The sequence below is a fragment of the Limnothrix sp. CMB-01 genome (assembly GCF_055193175.1).
The window spans coordinates 4,497,221-4,513,354 of sequence record NZ_CM143720.1; the positions used below are offsets into that span (position 1 = coordinate 4,497,221).

Here is a 16,134-nt window from a genome sequence, read left to right on the forward strand (position 1 = left end):
TTTTCTTAGCTATCCCGTAAACATTGCGCATCTAACAACACCCAGGTTTGATCTTGCAACACGGCGCAACTATTCATGAGGGATTGCACGAGGGGTGTTTGTCCCTGCCTCAGGGTTTGCAGCGCTGGTTCACTGGCCTCTGGATATTGCTCTAGCCAAGAATCTTTGAGGTAATTTTCTGAAAAAGCGGCTCGATCGATCAGCCAAAATGAAATGTGATATCGGGCCAGAAAGAATTTCACAGATTGGGCATGGGTGCTGTATTGGGCTTCAATGGTTCGTAAAATTCGTTCCCGAAACAGACGGTAATATCCCAAGTGGTAGGGCACGGCATATTCTTTGCCCGTGAGGATTGAACGTCCGGCAAAGGTGGGAATATCGTCCCCAATGCTGCTCAGGGAAGCAATTTTGATATCCGTTGGTTGCCCCTGAAGGAATTGATAGAGCTTGACGGCACGACCCGTTTGATAACTATTTGCTGGAAAAGTGGAAACTAACAGCGGATATCCCAACACCAGCACAATTAAAATCATGCTGAAGCTTCTGGAAAGATAGACTTTCCAACGAAGGGATTTCGGTTTTGGTCGAATGGCTTGCGCAATTGGGGCATTGAAAAGCGGGGGCAAGGAATAAACCGCAGAGGAATCAAAGTTTGGAATCGATCGCCCAGCCCAGCGCTGGAGAGCTTCCCAAACAATCACAAGGCTAATGGCCGCCGCGATCGCGATTATGATTCGGAAGCTGTGCCCCGTGTAGCGACTGGGCAAGTGGAGCCGAAATAGCAATCCATGGGCCAACAAAAACCACCCGATCGAAGCCAAGCCCAGTTGCCATAAATTGTTAACCTCCGGCGTAATTCGGTGACCGAGGGGAAATCGCGCTTGAATACCTTTGAGCTGCGAAAGGGAAAGTTGAAAAAGAGGTAAAGCAAAGCCAAAAATTAAAGTGACTGGCGTAAGGAGCGATCGAGGAATGAGATTAGTGCCACGACCAAAAAACCAGTAATCAATCCAATCACGATCAAAAATATTTGTGCGTCCTCCATCCAGAAATTCCGGCATGGTGCGGGCAATTTTTTCAGAAACCACCGGCCCGAAATCTTGCCCCAAAAAGAGTACCGGTAGCAATACTAAAAACAAGCTGCCCAAAGCACCAATATATAAGAATAGTTGTTGGCGTTCCACATCAATGAGGCGGCTTTGAATTGCCAAAACTAGATCTGATTTCTGTAATGCCAAGTCTTCTGCCACTTTCAAGTCTGAAGGATTGCGAATTGTCCAAGCGGCTGACAACCAGGCGCGTTCCAGCTTTTGATAGCCCACCCAAGCAAGTTTCAGCGAGATTAAACCACCGGAAACCAAGGCATAGGTTGGACAAATTAACCCCTGAAGGGCAATGGAACTCCACAACAGTTGAGGCGACTTGCGAGCTAATCCATCCAAAACTGCTAAAAAGAGTGGAAAGGCAAAAGCACGCGACGTACCAGAAACCAGGTCATCTTTTAGCCAAAGACTTTGGTTGAGCAAGACGGTTGCTAGAAAACCGGCTACCGGAACTGGGAAAATAGCAAAAGTGACCCGATAGGTAAAGAAAGTGATGATCAGTCCAAGAATGGGCGGTAGGAGTTTATTAAAAATTAGGGGATTGATTTGGAAAAAAGCGGCCAGTTGATAGAGTTTTGTGTAGCCGATCGGGGCGATCGATTCAAAATAATCGGCAATCAGATCATTGTGAAAAAGGCTAGGATTTAAAAATCGCTGCATCCAAAACACATGCTGGCGAGCGTCATCTTGAACCACAAATTCACCGCTGAATCCTTGATGCAGAGACAGGCCACCATAGAGCGCCGCGATCGCGAGACTCCACAACAAGGGCCAGGGCGATCGCCCCGATCGATCAAAACAAATTTGTATGAGGCGATCGCGCCAGTTCCGCCCTTGGGAATGGTTTACGGAATTGCTCACGGCATCAACCCAAATTGATTTTTTGATAGCTTGTCAATTGATCGATCGCCAGTTGCTTGGTAACCGATCGTCAATGGATAAGTAATATGATTCTACTGAATTTTCAGAGAACCTAGCTCAGCAAGACTAACAGGACGAGAATCAAAGCTCCCAAGCACAAAATTAGGAAGAAATCTATCGATCCAATTTTGTCAACCTTAGGATTCTGTAATTTACTTGCAGGAATTTATTTGCAATTGAACGCCAGGGCTACAGCAGTCCCAAAGTTTTGAGGCAGCGGTAGGTAATTTCCTTGCGAGCAGTTGCTTGGGCCGGCTCCGGAAGTTCCAAGTTTGTGGCAAAGAAATAGACCTGCTGATTTTGCTCTAAATAGCCCACATACCAGCCAATTTGGGGGTTTGCGCTCATGGCCCAGCCCGTTTTCGCTCTGACGGTATATTGCGCCGTTTGATCCGTGATCATGATCTCTTTCACGATCGCGATCGAGCGTTCAGAAAAAGGCAACTGGTTCAAATAAAGACGCTGAAGAAACTGAATTTGTTCTTCGGGCGTGATTTTGAGCGGGCCCGATAGCCAAAATTGATCAATATTCGCAGGATCGCCAATGTTGCGATCGCCGTAATTTGCCCCAATTACCCCAGCTTTCATGCGTTCATAGCCGATACGCCGAGCCAAAATTTGGTAGAACCAGACGGCTGAAACCTTGAAGGCCTCGCGCATGTTCAAATCTTGGTTCCAGCCGGGAAAGGGGCGCTGAATGCCATCCCAAGTGAACCGCACATCCTGATCGGGAATCACTTGGGCATCGAGGGAAATCAGCGAATTCAAAATCTTAAAAGTGGAAGCAGGAGAAAACGGCGTTTGGTTGCGCTTTGGGTTATGTTCATAAATTTGATTTTTCTGGGGATCGTAAATAATAATGGAGCCTTCAACTTTGAGATCTTGAAAATGTTGACCGAATTCAGGAACCACTCGCCGCTCAATCACAGGTTGTGGTTGAGATTTTGGGATCAATAGTTTTGGTAGGAATCTTTGATCGGTCACCGACGGGTTAACTAGTTGTTCATTGGTTGTTGCTAAACCAGGCAAGGAAAAACTCAAACAGCAGAAACCCACAAGTGAACTAATCACGATCAAGAATCGATCACCAATTTTAGAATTCAATCGGTTCTTTTGCTTACTTTTTTCTGGATGATTGAATTTTTGATGATTAAATTGGCAATCTTTCATGATTTTTTCAATTTTTCTCATGATTTTATAATTAATCAAAATTCAAGATTGATCTAAATTGACCTAAACCTTGATCAGATGACTCGAACTGGGTTGGCCGCCTCAGCATACCACCAATTTGATCCCCCTGAAGCCTGATCAAAGATGGTTTCAGGATTAAAATTTGAAAGTGAATGAAGTACCAAAAGATCTCAATTAACCATGAGTGATCATCACCCCAGTTTAGAACCTGAGACAACGCCAGCGGAAAAGCCCGATCGCCTGCAAAAAATTAAGGCCGCCAAGGATGCAGCCCGCGACAATCGAGCTGGAAATGAACGGGGATTATATTTGCTATTCACCGGGTTGGGCAAAGGCAAAACCAGCAGCGCCATGAACCTGGTCTATCGCCATTTAGCCCATGATTTACCCGTGGCGGTGGTGCAATTTGTGAAAAATAACGAGGCGTTTCCCGATGGCGATCGCCTGTTGCTCACCCGGTTGCAAAACTTGGGATTTCCGGTGCAAATGCACACCATGGGCGGCGGGTTCACCTGGGAAACCCAGGATCCCGATCGTGATCGGGCCATGGCGGCGGCTGCCTGGGAACAGGCCCTGATCTATATCCAAGATCCGCAAATTTCCCTTGTGGTACTTGATGAGTTGCACATTGCCCTCAAGCATCAGCAACTGGCCCTGGAACCGGTGCAAGCGGGAATTCAAAACCGGCCGCCCCATTGCCACGTGGCGAGCACGGGTCGCTATGCTCCTCAGGGGTTAATTGAAATGGCGGATTTGGTGACTGAAATGAACCGCATCAAACACCCGATCGCCCAGGGAATTCCTGCCCAGCAGGGTATTGAGTTTTAGGATTGAGTTTTGAAAAACCTCAGGGCGCAATCCTGCGCCCTGCATTCATCATAGGTTACGAATCCGGGGTGATTGCAATCTTGCTTGATATTTCTTAACTCAAAAGACAACGAACTCTGAAGATTCCCAGCCGTTTGCGAACCGTGCCTTTGGCCCCCGCTGATCGGGAAACTGTTTCAAGCGATCCGGTTGCCTGCCTTAGGGGATTGAATAGCCAATCTGCGATCGATAGCAGTGAAATTGGGTAAGTTCGGAAGAGGCTGAAGGTTGCTGAACGTTGCCGCTGAATGCTTGACCCTTCACCATGCCCCTTCGCCATCGCATCAATCAGGCGGACACCCCAGGCAAGACACCCCAATCGAGAACCTGGCCATGAACTGGGCAATTGAAACCCGTGGTTTAAGTAAACAGTTCGATCGCAAGCTGGCCGTTAATCAGGTGGATCTGAAAATTTCCCCTGGGGAAGTCTATGGGCTAATTGGCCCCAACGGAGCAGGCAAAACCACCCTGATTCGGATGTTGGCAGCCGTGGAGGAACCAACCCTTGGAAAAATTTTGATTGATGGTGAATATTTAACTGGTGAATCCCTCAGCGGTGAAGATCCCAATCGGCGCAGTCGGCGGGCAAAACTGAAACAGCGAATTGGCTTTTTACCGGACGATTTCCCGGTCTATGAAGATCTGACCGTTTGGGATTATTTAGACTATTTTGGGCGGCTCTATGGCCTGCGGCGATCGCACTTGCGGCAGCGGCTTTATGAGGTGCTGGATTTGGTGCAACTGTTGCCGAAGCGCGATAGCCCGATCGCCACCCTTTCGCGCGGCATGAAACAACGGTTGAGCCTAGCTCGCACTATCATTCACGAGCCGATTTTGCTCCTGTTGGATGAACCCGTTTCCGGCCTTGACCCGATCGCCCGTTTGGAATTTCGCAACCTGATGCGGATTCTGCAAGGGGCTGGCATGACCGTGCTGATTTCGTCCCATGTGCTCAGCGACTTGGCGGAACTTTGCACCGCGATCGGGGTGATGGAACTGGGGCGGTTGGTGGCCAGCGCACCTCTGGAAGCCCTTTACGCCCAATTTGCCCGTCACACCCTGGTGATCACAGCCCTCGATCGGCTCAATGATTTGCAAACGATCCTGAGAACCGACCCCAGGGCGATCGCCTGGGAATGTCATCCCACCACCGGCCGCATTACTGTGGACTTTCAGGGTGATGAAACCGACTGTGCCGACCTGCTCGGGGAAATGGTGCGGGCCCAAATTCCGATTGTGGAATTCCGGCGCGATCGAGAAAGCCTGGAGCAAATTTTCTTGAAACTGGGACACCAACAAGCCTCATGAACCCCCGCCCCTCAAGCTGGCTGAATCGCTTGCAAACCAGCCAACGATCGCTCAAAACTCAGCTCGATCGCTGGCTCGATCGGCTCGGAAACTGGAATCCCCAACTGCTGCGAGAACTGAAAGGCAACTGCACCTCGCGCAACTTGACCTTAGCCACCCTCAGTTCCCTGATTGCCCAAGCAGCCTTTTGGATGAGCTGGCAAAGGATCGCCGTTGAAACCGCCACCGTTTCCACCGAAACCGAAGGCATCCTGCGGTTTTATTGCACCGGCCAGGCCGATGAAGAACTGCGAGCTTGTGAATTGCTGTCGTCCTCAACCTTTGCGGTGAATTGGCCCCTGTGGTGGTTGGACTTGTTCTTTTGGCTGTCTTCAATTTTGGTGGGCCTGTTAGTGCTGGGTGGCACGCAAGCCCTGATCACCAACTGGCTTGAGGAAAGCAAACAGGGAACCCTCGACTTCATTCGCATGACCCCGGAACCCAGCCACCGGATCCTGTGGGGAAAACTCTTAGGTGCGCCGGCCCTGATCCATTGGGCGGTGCTGCTGGCCTTGCCCCTCCAGACCCTCGCCGGCCTGCAAGCGGGCCTTGGCCTCGGTGGCCTGTTGCTGGTGGATGGGGTGGCGGTGGCTTTTCTGGGTGCGCTTTATCTGTTGGGGCTGTTTTATGCCAGCGTCAGCGACAGCAAACAGGCCATATCAAGCTGGGCCTTTGGCATTCTGGGCCTCTTCCTGTTTGCCCCCGCCCTGACGATCGCCCGAGGGGTGATGATCCGAGGCACAATGGACACCCCCGTATCCCCTTCCTGGTTCTGGTTTGGTCAAGATTTAATCCTCCAGCCGCAGCTTTGCGCCGCCATCGCGATCGCGGGGTGTGCGGGGGTGGCGCTGACCTTTTGGCAAGCTGTGATTCGGCGTTTTCAGAACCCCGCCAACACCTTCATCACCAAAGTGCGAAGCTATTGGCTGACGATCGGGTTCAACCTGTTGGCCATGGGCTTCTTTATGCCCTGGAATGCCAACCACTTCCAAGGCTGGGCGGTGGTGGGCTTCTTTTGGCTGATCCAAATGTTCGCTTGGGTTGTGTTGCTGTTGCCGACGCGCCAAACCCTGTTGGATTGGGCCCGCTATCGCCATTTTCAAAGAACCCGAGACGCGCGATCGAGCCAACGGGCGATCGATGACTGGCTTTGGGGAGAAAACAGCCCGCCCCTGTTGGCCTTGCTGGTGAATGGTGGGTTGACGATCGCCCTTTGGTCGCCTTGGGCCCTGGCCTTTTGTTTCAATAGTTCCACCCAAGGCCTGTTGGTGTTGGTGGCGATCGGCTGCACCACGGGTTTGATGCTGCTCTATGGAGCGCTGGCCCAATGGGCCTTGCTGTGGCAGGTGCGCCGACCGGTCGCCTGGGCCGCGGGATTGGTGGGGGCGGCGATCGTTGGTTCGCTCTTGTTGGGTCTGATGATGCGATCGCGCGATGCGATCGGGTGGACGAATGCTTGGGACTGGGTTTGGCTAATGACCCCTGTGGCTCCGATGCTGATGGGGATTGTTTCTGATCCGCTTTCCCTGAGCATGGCGGGAGTGGCCTTTGCGATTAACGGTGTGGCGGCCGTGGGGATCAGTTATGTGGCCCTGAACCAGCTCGATCGGTTGGGTCGATCGGAGTCGGCGGCGTTGATTCAGGACGATCGCCCCCAAGTCTAGGAATTTAATAGGAATTCATACCCGCATGATTCATCAACAACTCAAGCGGGTTTCATCCATTTTTTCACTCAAGTCAAACCATGAAATATTTTGTACCGAACCTCAAGCTCAGTGCCGATCTACCGCCTCAAAATCAGTTAGAAGATAAGCTGGGGGGACTCCCTTGGGGCCTACCGCCAGAGCAGTATCCAATCTGTAGTCACTGTGGAAAAAGTCAGTCCCTTTTGGCACAACTGGTTCACCATCCAAAGCGACTAGATTTGGGGCGATCGGGTCGTGTGCTGCTCGTTTTTCAGTGCAATCACGACCCGGGCACATGCCCCACCTGGGAAGGGGGATCAGGAGCCAACGCCTGTCTAATTCTGGATCCGGAAGTATTGTCCGATCGGCTTGTGCCCATGCCGGCCGACTCACCGCCGCTAGAGCTAGAAGCCCGAATTACGACCTGGATTCCCAAAAAAGATGCGGTGACCAAGAATCAAAAACCAGCATTTTTTGATGATGATCAATATTGGGACTTGCCCGATGCTGCCACCGACAGCGTTGATTGTGTGACCAAGTTAGGTAGCGTTCCGGCATGGTTGCAAAGCCCGAGTGAGGGCCCTGGGGAAGGCTGGGTTTTTGTGGGTCAACTCAGTGATTCATACCAATTTTTAGAGCAGCCCACTAGTCCAGTCGATATTTTTTGGGATGAAGCAGACAATACTTGGATTTGCGAGGGGCCGAACTTTGGTGATGGCGGCATTGGCTATATTTTTCTGCGATTTGGTGCTGACAAACCCGAAGGTTGGTTCTTTTGGCAATGTGGTTGAGGGTGGGCAGTTCATTCCGCTGTCGGAGCCGCAGAAAATAGCCTTGATCTGGCTGAATCAGTCAGCTTCCTGACTCATTCTTGAGAGTCGGCGGCTGGGGTTAGGTTGAGGCCGCGATAGATCTGCTCGATCGGGAAGTGCAAATCAATGCTTTTCAGGGCGATCGTGTCACCGGCTTGATAGTTGAAAATCAGCCAATCGCCGGCCTCATTTTTTTGGTACAAGTCTACGGCGATGCTGGTGGAGCTGACCAAGAGATAGTCAATCAGCATGGGATTTTGGCGATAGCGGCGGAATTTTTGACCGCGATCGTAGGCTTCGGTACTCTCGGACAGCACTTCAACAATGAGGCAAGGATAGGTGATGTATTGGCTGGTGGTTTTGTCGCGATCGTCACAACTGACGCTGGCATCGGGGTAGGTGTAATCGTTGGTTCCTAGGATATTTACCCGAACGTCAGAGTTACCCGTGATGCAGTTGCGATCGCCCAAATGAGCATCAAACAAACCAGTTAACCGAATGGCAATGCGACCATGGTTAACGCTGCCACCACCCATGGCATAGACTTGGCCGTCAATTAGCTCATGTTTTTCTAGTTGTTTTTCTTCCCAAAGAAAGTATTCTTCTGGTGTAAAGGCGTGATGATTTTCTCTAGCAGCGATCATGATTTGCCTCTTATGAGTTAAGTAAAAAGTTCAGTAGTCATCATTTTTCTGAAACGTAGCAGGTTTCGGCAGCTTCTAGAATATGGTCGCGAATTCTGGGATTTAGCGATTTGAAGGTGACTAAATCAATTGACCGGTTGTCTAAGCAAGCGGATAGTTCTTCTTGGAGTTGATGGAGTTTTAGAAATCCTGGGGTGAAGCCAGGTTCAAACTCGACTAAAACATCAACGTCGCTGGCTGGGGTGAAGTCATCACGCAGTACTGAACCAAACAGTGACAGCTTGGAAATATGCCACCGTTGACAAATCCGCGAAATTTGATTCACCGAAATCTCAATATTCTTGAGTTTCATTGTCAGCGAAACTGAATTATCAATCTAGTCAGAGATAGTAGTGGGGCGGGCACTGCCTACCCGTAACCTATCATTTAATGAATCTGATCGCTATTGGGCTATGGATCAACAAACAGATACCGATTCATGGATGATCGGTATCTGTATTCAGCGTGAGGACTGGTTGGGCTATGCAGTTTGGCTGCCTTGCTTCTTTTATCAACCGAGACGGCTGGCAATTGATACTACTCGGGTTTCAGCCACCCTTTAACAGTTGCTTTAGCAACGCTGAAGTAGGGATTGTCCAAAAATTCATCGATGGCAGTCTCGCCACCCGCTTGTAAGGCGCTAACTACGCGGCGCTTGAAGCTGGGTGTTGTTTCGTCGTTGACGTGATTGATCTTCTCGCTATCAGTTGCAGTTGGATTAGTCTGCTCTAACTGTTTTAGAAGCTGCTGGATTTCTGCTGCTGCTTGTGCAAGGGTCTGCTTTTGCTCAGATTGGTTGGCTTGAGCTACAACATTTCCAGTAACATTACCTTGGATAATGTTTCCAGAAAATTCGCTGTTGTTAACATTGACAGATTTGTGTTGCATCTTTACACGCTAAGAATGAAAATTACAACAATCACCATTTAGTAGTTCATCATTAGTCTGTATTAAATGAGACATTTTGAGCACTACCCTGAATGAAGTTGCCACTGACTTGACTATTTTTGATTGAAATTTGGTAGACTGCGCCACTATCTGTTTCAATAAATTCATAAATCGTTAAAATGACTTGTTTTAGTCCTTTCATATCCTGTGTTACAAATAACCTCTTGTCACCTGAATTAAGCGTAATTAAAAGCCCATAGTACTTAGGGTCTACCAAATTCCAAACAAATCCTGCCGAACCCAATGCAACAAGACCATAACCAACTAGCATCACTAGACTTCCTATGGAATTTTGATCAGCTTGATAAATAAAAAGCCCTAAAATTCCAATTACAAGACCAGTTATCGAGACCATCACTAGGAGTCCCCATGGAACAAGTCCTATACTCACATAACCTTCACTTATTTCAGAAATATTATGGGTTTGATATACTGTTCTTGAAAATCTTACTGTTTTTCTTGTGACAGTTATTACGCCTTTGCTTTCCAATCGGACATTTTCATTAGTGAAAAGACTTAGAAGGGCCATGACCGCTACGACTTGGTAAAACTACGAGATCAAAAATACAGGAATATTTCTGTGAAAAAGAATTCTTTTATAAAAATTAACAAAAGTAACTGAATCAAATAGCCATTAAGGAGCGTTAATTAAACTAACTTCTTGGAAGCACCCTAAATTTAATAGACTTTTTCTTAAAAATCTGAAGTAAAGTGAAAGAGCGATCACACGAAGACCAATAATCCATGATTCGATATTGCAATGATCGCAGTGCCTCATCACTCGACGAATCTGAGCACCATGTGAGAGAGGACAATCATGTATTGGAAAACTAATACTGACTAGGGTTTGGCGGGTGGAGCCGGGGTGATGGTGAGCCGATCGCCCACTTTGAGACCTAACTGAGCCGATCGCCCCGCTGGTAACTCCAACACCGCATCCACCCACAAACTTGGGCCGTAACTCGGACAGGGATCTTCACGGCATGGCGGCACATTCGCCTCGATCGCCACCACGCGCCCCTCCCGTAAAAAGACCATATCCAACGGAATCAGCGTGTTTTTCATCCAAAACCGCGCCATCCGCGATTGCTCAAAGGGAAACAACATCCCCCGATCGGGCGGCAAATCGCGCCGAAACATCAGGCCAATTTCCTGTTGCTCCGGCGTGCGGGCCACCTCCAGCAAAATTTCCTGAGTCCCAATCAGGGTGCGCGCTTGAATCGGCAACTGCTGCCCGCCCGGCTCCGGTGTGCTCGCCTCCAAAGGCGCACAGGCCATCAAGCCGATCGCCCCCAACACCAGGAGCGATCGAGTTATTTTGTGAGCCACTGCAACAAATAGATCCGGCAAATCCGGTTGATCGGGCGATCGCAGGGTCATAGATTCAGAGCCAATCCTTGAGCGTCCTAGACACTCACTAACGCTGCCGTCATGGTTTGGAACAGTGCCAACCCGTCCGTACTGCCCAACGCCGCATCGGCCGCCCGTTCCGGGTGGGGCATCATCCCCAACACATTGCCCCGATCGTTGCAGATGCCCGCGATCTGGTTCCAAGAGCCGTTGGGATTTCGCCCTGCGTAGCGGAACAGCACTTGGCCATTGTCTTCGATTTGCTTCAGGGTGTCCGGATCGGCGTAGTAGCGACCCTCCCCATGGGCGATCGGCAGGTTCAGCACTTGCCCCGCCGCGTAGCCTTCCGTCCACAGGCGGGCGCTGCGTTCCACCTTCACCGGCACCCGATCGCACACAAAGTGCAAATTCTCATTGCGGATCAGTGCGCCCGGCAGCAGCCCCGCCTCCGTCAGGATTTGGAACCCATTGCAAACCCCCAGCACCGGCTTGCCCTGCTCCGCCGCTTCAATCACCGATCGCATGGCCGGCGAGAACCGGGCGATCGCCCCGCAACGCAGGTAGTCGCCATAGCTGAAGCCGCCGGGAATCACAATTGCATCAAGATCGCTCAGGTCGCTGTCTTGGTGCCAAACCATGCGCGTGGGCAGGCCCAATAGCCCCTGAAACACCCACTGCATATCCCGATCACAATTGGAACCCGGAAAAACGATAACGCCAACTTTCATGGACTGGAGCAAACCCGCGACTTGCGCTCCTATCCTATCGTGCGATCGGTTAACTTTAGTTTCATGCTGCTAACCGCTGACGACCTACTCTTTTTTCAGCGCTGCCCCCGGCGCGTCTTTTTGGATTTCTATGGCGATCCCCGTCGGCGCGCCCCCACGGCCGGTTTTATCCAAAAACTCCACGACGAGAGCGATCGCCACAAGCGCGATGCGGCCCAGCAAATTGCCGAGAAGCTGGAACTGGAGCTAGTGCGGCCGCAGTTTCGCCGGGGCGATCGGGATGCGGGCGCGGCGGCTACTTTGGCCCTGATGGAAGCGGGGGCAGGGTTGATTGTCGGGGGGCTGCTGCGGGTGGAGGAAATCCCCGGCGTGGAGCTGGTGGGCCATCCCGATTTGTTGGTGAAACGGCCGGGCCAGTCGGCCTTTGGTGATTGGATTTATGAGCCGGTGGATATCCGGTTGGGCAAGAAGCCGAAGCTGGAATATCAGCTCGTGGCGGCGCTCCATGCGGATTTGTTGACAATGATTCAGGGAGCGGCTCCGGCTAAGGCGGGGGTGGTGCTGCGCGGTCGATCGCCCCATTGGGTGGACTTGCGGACACGGCTGAAGCAGGTGCAAGACTTGCTGGCGAACCTAATCGACACGCTGATGGAGGACGATCGGGAGCCGGATCTGTTCATTTCCCGCAACCGCTGTTCCCTCTGCCATTGGGTGGGCGACTGCACCGATCGAGCGCGGCAAGCCAAGCACCTGTCGCTGATCCCGGGCGTGACTCCTGCCCGCTACCGGGTGTTGGAGCGGCTGAAAATCGAGACGATCGAACAGTTGGCGGCCACACCGCTCGATCGGCTCCAGGAGTTTCCCGAGTTTGACGGCGCGGCGGAAGCGGTGTTGGTGCAAACCCGCGCCACCTTGACCCAACAGCCGATCGCCCTGGCCAGCCGCGAGGCCTGGTCGCCCGATCGCCTGCCCGCCGCTCCGGTGGAACTCTATTTCGACATCGAAGCGGAGCCGGATCTTTCGCTGGATTACCTGCTGGGCGTGTTGGTGGTGGATCGATCGCAGCCGGAGCCGACGTTTCACCGCTTCCTGGCGGAAACCCCCGAGGATGAGCAGCGGGTTTGGGATGACTTTTTGGCGCTGGTCGATCGCTACCCCACCGCGCCGATTTTCCACTTTTGTGAGTATGAGCGGGATGCGAGCAAGCGCCTGGCCAAGCTCTATGGTTGCGCCAGTCAGCGGCTAGAGCGTCTGCTCGATCGGTTTGTGGATGTCCATGCTTGGGTGACGCAAACGGTGGTGTTGCCGGTGGAAGGCTATGCCCTGAAGCAAATCGCTGGGTATTTGGGGTTTGGGTGGCGAGACAGCACGGCCAATGGTTCCCAGGCGGTTTATTGGTACGATCGCTGGCTGAAAACGGGCGATCGCTCCTATTTAGAGGCGATCGTCACCTACAACGAAGACGATTGTTTGGCCACCTATCGGGTCAAACACTGGCTCGAACAGTTCCATCAAAAGCAACTCGCAACGCGATCAGAGTTGGCTAATCCTGTTACGGTTCCGTAGAAATAATTTGGGCAATGAATTTGAAATTCTGGTGATGAATGTAAGTGATGAAAATGACTACGCGGCAGATCAATTGGCTGGCCCCGATGACATGATGGGCAACCTGGTACTCATGGCGAAAATCCAGTCGATCGCCCCCATCAGTTCAGCCAATCGATCGAGTGTGTAGCCCGTCGGGTGTTTTGTGAAGGTTTCGCCCCACAGCCGCCCAAATTCCCATAACTTCCCGTTGGAGACAATGCCAAACAACGGGCGATCGCCCTCTTGGTTCAACCGTTGCGCCGCCCACAATTCCGCCAAACATTGACCCCAGCCCGCTTCAAAATCATCTCGCTTGGCTTCAATCAGAATCAAATAAGGCTGCTCAAACAACACCTTCCCTCGGGGCGATCGCCGCGCCACCACATAATCCGGCGTGCCCGAAAGCTGATCGCTGTAGCGCAACGGTTGATGACTCCAAATCAGCAACTCTCCCACATACGATCGCCACACTTCTGTCAAAATCGGCGAAATAATATTTTCGCAAATCGCATATTCCGAATTGAAAACCATGCCTTCGGTCAAAACCAGTTGCAAGCGATCCACAAAGCTGGGATCGATCGCGAGGTCGTGATGTTCAAGGAAAGATGTTTCCTGATAAGTCATCGGGAACTCCGCCAAAACATCCGCGATGGTTTTGTAATGTGTGAATGGCATGATTAGGATTGAAATTGGATGAGATTTCGGAACCAGAAAGGTGCTTTTAGAATTTCGGTTTAATGCAATAAATTTCCCGATCGATGATTGAAAACTCAATCACCGTATCGGGAATCATTGGGGGCTGCATGATCACTCGGTCAACCCGCTTGACGAATTTTGTTAGCTTGAGCGTGCCTGATCCAACAAAGCAACCAAGTCGTTTTTCTTGGGGTTCGGTTTGCTCGCCAGACCATGCAACCGCGCCAGATCCTTGAGTTCTTTGACCTTCAAGGATTTCAAAATTGATGATTCTGGAATTGGAGGCAATGGCGGCGGCGTAATGTAAAAAACGCGCTGTAAATAATCCAGCTTTGGTCCCTTGGTGATGCCGCACTTTAGCTTTGTGATTGGCTCCAAATCTGACCAAGTTTCTCGGGGGGCTTCGCTGATCCGGGGAGCTGCGAGCTGTACTTTCAAGGTTTTGAGCGGTGTGTCTGGCTGGCTCACCACATATTCTAGCGCTTCAATAATTTGGTCATAGGATGCAGAGCTAAGGTTAATGCGGGGTGCAATTTCCTGCGATAAAACCCGCGCCACCTCGATCGCGAGTTCGCTATCTTCCGCCACCACGCACCAAATGCGATCGAGTCCGGCTTCTGCGGCTGCTGAATAAACAAAAGAGTTGCCGATTACTTCATAGTCATATTCAGGGTCTTGAATTTCTCGAACCACCACGGGCAACCAGTTTGATCCGCCCGATCGTGTCAGAATGTCTGCTGCGCCTTGCACCAAAAAGCTGGGCGCGGCTGTGGGCAATCCAGACCGAACTTTGTGCATCCAAAGATGCATCAGATTCCCAACATTGCTCATTGGATGAAGTACTCCTTGGCAAGATTCAGGTAATAGTCACGAGCGGTTTTGTGGGCATAGACCGCTGGCAAGCGCGAGAAGCTGGCTCCAGAAATTTCGGCATGATTTTCCAGCTCAAAAACCCGATAGTCTTTTCGAGCATTGGTCAATCGCGGAAAAAAGTAGGGTGTAAGGTCAAATTTATAGTCTTTCTTATGGCGTGCAATTAACTCTTCTAGGTAAACTCGCACGCGCTGGTGCTGAGAATTGGAGAGTTTTTCGCCATTGAAGAAAATCGGAAGGGCGATCGGGCCGCCATCTTGTCGCTTGGCCTGAATGGCTGGAAAAAATTCGCGAATTGCTTCGGCGGCGTTGTCGATCGAGTAGACATTGTTGGGCTTGACTGGCATCAAGATCACGTCAGATGCATAAACCGCCTCTTGGCTGAAATATTGCCAGTTGGGTGGTGAATCAATGAAGATGTAGTCATACTCAGAACGCAGGGAGTCGATGGCTTTCTTGAGTTTGTGATAGCCAATTTTGCGAATCAAATCGTTGATGTCAATGCCCTTGCTATTCGGGTCATCGGTCTTGAGATCTTCAACTTTTGGGGCAGGTAGGATGTCAATGCCATATTCTTTGTTGGCTTTTTTGTCGAGCTTGCGATAGGTCGCGATCGCCTCATGAATATCAAGTCGATCGTCATCCAAGCAGTCAAACAGAGTTGGCGATTGACTGGTAACCTCCAGGGTTTCGGTTAAATCCCGTTGGTTTGGGTCAAAATCAATCACCAAGGTTGAATAGCCAATGAAGTTGAGAAGGCTGGCTAGGTTAATGGTGGTGGTGGTTTTGCCTACGCCGCCTTTGTTGTTGTAAACCGCAACCACCAAGGCGCGGGACGGTTGGCGCAACAGGGGAGCAATCTGGTCATGAACCACTTGATCGATCGTTTCGGGTTTAATTTCCAAGCAGGGAGTGGCCGGAAAAATCACCTTATGGTGCTTCCGAAAAAGTTGCATGTGGACTGAATTAATGATCAATCCCCATTGGGCGTTTTTGCACTTGGGCGCTAGCAGATAGCGCCGCAATTGATTGAAGGTTGATCGATATTGCGGCGTGCCATAACTTAAATTGCTATCGGTTCCCTTCGCTTCCACCAGGAAGTAGGGATCCACGGGAGATTGAATGAACGATCGCCCTTCTGAATCGTCATAACGTGCGGCAAAGTCAACGTGATCTGCACCCTGGCCCGTGGCGAATTGGGGAATTCGTTTTTGCTTGTCGAACCCCAAGACATCCATCAGAGTGTCAACAAAGTTCTGGATGACAACTGCCTCAGGAGCGGGAGCGGGCACAGTGCGGAGTGCTTGAGCTAGGACTGGTTCATTGGCCATAGGACAGTTAAG

Annotated in this window: 16 protein-coding genes; 5 read left to right on the forward strand and 11 right to left on the reverse strand. The window is 50.9% G+C overall.

Translation table 11 applies throughout. The features are described from left to right. Window positions 1-5 precede the first annotated feature (5 nt). Entirely contained in the window at window positions 6-1,964 is a 1,959-nt protein-coding gene (locus ACZA91_RS18580; RefSeq protein ID WP_463184003.1) for a hypothetical protein, read from the reverse strand. 249 nt (window positions 1,965-2,213) lie between these two features. Beyond that, on the reverse strand, window positions 2,214-3,194 hold the full coding sequence (blaOXA, locus tag ACZA91_RS18585; RefSeq protein ID WP_463184006.1) for a class D beta-lactamase: 981 nt from the start codon (window positions 3,192-3,194) through the stop codon (window positions 2,214-2,216). Between the two features lie 201 nt (window positions 3,195-3,395). Here blaOXA and ACZA91_RS18590 point away from each other — a divergent pair, with 201 nt between their 5' ends. From ACZA91_RS18590 to ACZA91_RS18605, 4 genes are all read left to right on the forward strand, one after another. Continuing rightward, entirely contained in the window at window positions 3,396-4,043 is a 648-nt protein-coding gene (locus ACZA91_RS18590; protein ID WP_099533185.1) for a cob(I)yrinic acid a,c-diamide adenosyltransferase, read from the forward strand. Between the two features lie 366 nt (window positions 4,044-4,409). After that, on the forward strand, window positions 4,410-5,390 hold the full coding sequence (locus ACZA91_RS18595) for an ABC transporter ATP-binding protein (protein WP_370567771.1): 981 nt from the start codon (window positions 4,410-4,412) through the stop codon (window positions 5,388-5,390). Then, window positions 5,387-7,093, forward strand: a complete 1,707-nt coding sequence (locus tag ACZA91_RS18600; protein ID WP_463184008.1) for a hypothetical protein — start codon at window positions 5,387-5,389, stop codon at window positions 7,091-7,093. The genes ACZA91_RS18595 and ACZA91_RS18600 overlap by 4 nt, the downstream gene beginning before the upstream one ends. An 80-nt stretch (window positions 7,094-7,173) precedes the next feature. Then, the gene (locus ACZA91_RS18605) at window positions 7,174-7,905 is read left to right on the forward strand and encodes a hypothetical protein (protein ID WP_463184009.1); all 732 of its coding nucleotides are present in this window, start codon (window positions 7,174-7,176) and stop codon (window positions 7,903-7,905) included. Between the two features lie 74 nt (window positions 7,906-7,979). Here the strand turns inward: ACZA91_RS18605 and ACZA91_RS18610 are convergent, their stop codons facing one another. From ACZA91_RS18610 to purQ, 6 genes are all read right to left on the reverse strand, one after another. Beyond that, entirely contained in the window at window positions 7,980-8,570 is a 591-nt protein-coding gene (locus ACZA91_RS18610; RefSeq protein WP_463184011.1) for a Uma2 family endonuclease, read from the reverse strand. A gap of 40 nt (window positions 8,571-8,610) precedes the next feature. Then, window positions 8,611-8,922 (reverse strand): nucleotidyltransferase family protein, encoded by a 312-nt coding sequence (locus tag ACZA91_RS18615; protein ID WP_463184012.1) that lies wholly within the window; start codon window positions 8,920-8,922, stop codon window positions 8,611-8,613. 224 nt (window positions 8,923-9,146) lie between these two features. Continuing rightward, entirely contained in the window at window positions 9,147-9,497 is a 351-nt protein-coding gene (locus ACZA91_RS18620; protein ID WP_463184013.1) for a hypothetical protein, read from the reverse strand. A 52-nt stretch (window positions 9,498-9,549) separates the two neighbouring features. Next, on the reverse strand, window positions 9,550-10,086 hold the full coding sequence (locus tag ACZA91_RS18625) for a DUF6232 family protein (RefSeq protein ID WP_463184015.1): 537 nt from the start codon (window positions 10,084-10,086) through the stop codon (window positions 9,550-9,552). A 311-nt stretch (window positions 10,087-10,397) separates the two neighbouring features. After that, complete coding sequence (locus ACZA91_RS18630) at window positions 10,398-10,937, reverse strand: DUF192 domain-containing protein (RefSeq protein WP_463184016.1); 540 nt, start codon at window positions 10,935-10,937, stop codon at window positions 10,398-10,400. Between the two features lie 26 nt (window positions 10,938-10,963). After that, window positions 10,964-11,635: a phosphoribosylformylglycinamidine synthase subunit PurQ gene (gene purQ, locus ACZA91_RS18635; protein ID WP_463184018.1), complete on the reverse strand. Its 672-nt coding sequence runs from the start codon at window positions 11,633-11,635 to the stop codon at window positions 10,964-10,966. Window positions 11,636-11,698: 63 nt separating this feature from the next. Between purQ and ACZA91_RS18640 the strand changes: the two genes are divergently transcribed. Further along, the gene (locus ACZA91_RS18640) at window positions 11,699-13,201 is read left to right on the forward strand and encodes a TM0106 family RecB-like putative nuclease (RefSeq protein WP_463184020.1); all 1,503 of its coding nucleotides are present in this window, start codon (window positions 11,699-11,701) and stop codon (window positions 13,199-13,201) included. Window positions 13,202-13,270: 69 nt separating this feature from the next. Here ACZA91_RS18640 and ACZA91_RS18645 read toward each other — a convergent pair whose 3' ends face one another. The 3 genes from ACZA91_RS18645 to ACZA91_RS18655 form a co-directional block, all read right to left on the reverse strand. After that, entirely contained in the window at window positions 13,271-13,897 is a 627-nt protein-coding gene (locus tag ACZA91_RS18645; protein ID WP_463184021.1) for a hypothetical protein, read from the reverse strand. 162 nt (window positions 13,898-14,059) lie between these two features. Next, entirely contained in the window at window positions 14,060-14,716 is a 657-nt protein-coding gene (locus tag ACZA91_RS18650; RefSeq protein WP_190355105.1) for an SAP domain-containing protein, read from the reverse strand. Window positions 14,717-14,745: 29 nt separating this feature from the next. Then, window positions 14,746-16,122: an AAA family ATPase gene (locus tag ACZA91_RS18655; protein ID WP_190355106.1), complete on the reverse strand. Its 1,377-nt coding sequence runs from the start codon at window positions 16,120-16,122 to the stop codon at window positions 14,746-14,748. Window positions 16,123-16,134: the final 12 nt, after the last annotated feature.

Bases quoted from the DNA above. Each gene is read 5' to 3' on its own strand.
- ACZA91_RS18625 (WP_463184015.1), bottom strand. From the start codon at position 10,086: ATGGCCCTTCTAAGTCTTTTCACTAATGAAAATGTCCGATTGGAAAGC.
- ACZA91_RS18605 (WP_463184009.1), top strand. From the start codon at position 7,174: ATGAAATATTTTGTACCGAACCTCAAGCTCAGTGCCGATCTACCGCCT.
- purQ (WP_463184018.1), bottom strand. From the start codon at position 11,635: ATGAAAGTTGGCGTTATCGTTTTTCCGGGTTCCAATTGTGATCGGGAT.
- ACZA91_RS18650 (WP_190355105.1), bottom strand. From the start codon at position 14,716: ATGCACAAAGTTCGGTCTGGATTGCCCACAGCCGCGCCCAGCTTTTTG.
- ACZA91_RS18615 (WP_463184012.1), bottom strand. From the start codon at position 8,922: ATGAAACTCAAGAATATTGAGATTTCGGTGAATCAAATTTCGCGGATT.
- ACZA91_RS18640 (WP_463184020.1), top strand. From the start codon at position 11,699: ATGCTGCTAACCGCTGACGACCTACTCTTTTTTCAGCGCTGCCCCCGG.
- ACZA91_RS18590 (WP_099533185.1), top strand. From the start codon at position 3,396: ATGAGTGATCATCACCCCAGTTTAGAACCTGAGACAACGCCAGCGGAA.
- blaOXA (WP_463184006.1), bottom strand. From the start codon at position 3,194: ATGAAAGATTGCCAATTTAATCATCAAAAATTCAATCATCCAGAAAAA.
- ACZA91_RS18600 (WP_463184008.1), top strand. From the start codon at position 5,387: ATGAACCCCCGCCCCTCAAGCTGGCTGAATCGCTTGCAAACCAGCCAA.
- ACZA91_RS18610 (WP_463184011.1), bottom strand. From the start codon at position 8,570: ATGATCGCTGCTAGAGAAAATCATCACGCCTTTACACCAGAAGAATAC.
- ACZA91_RS18620 (WP_463184013.1), bottom strand. From the start codon at position 9,497: ATGCAACACAAATCTGTCAATGTTAACAACAGCGAATTTTCTGGAAAC.
- ACZA91_RS18655 (WP_190355106.1), bottom strand. From the start codon at position 16,122: ATGGCCAATGAACCAGTCCTAGCTCAAGCACTCCGCACTGTGCCCGCT.
- ACZA91_RS18645 (WP_463184021.1), bottom strand. From the start codon at position 13,897: ATGCCATTCACACATTACAAAACCATCGCGGATGTTTTGGCGGAGTTC.
- ACZA91_RS18630 (WP_463184016.1), bottom strand. From the start codon at position 10,937: ATGACCCTGCGATCGCCCGATCAACCGGATTTGCCGGATCTATTTGTT.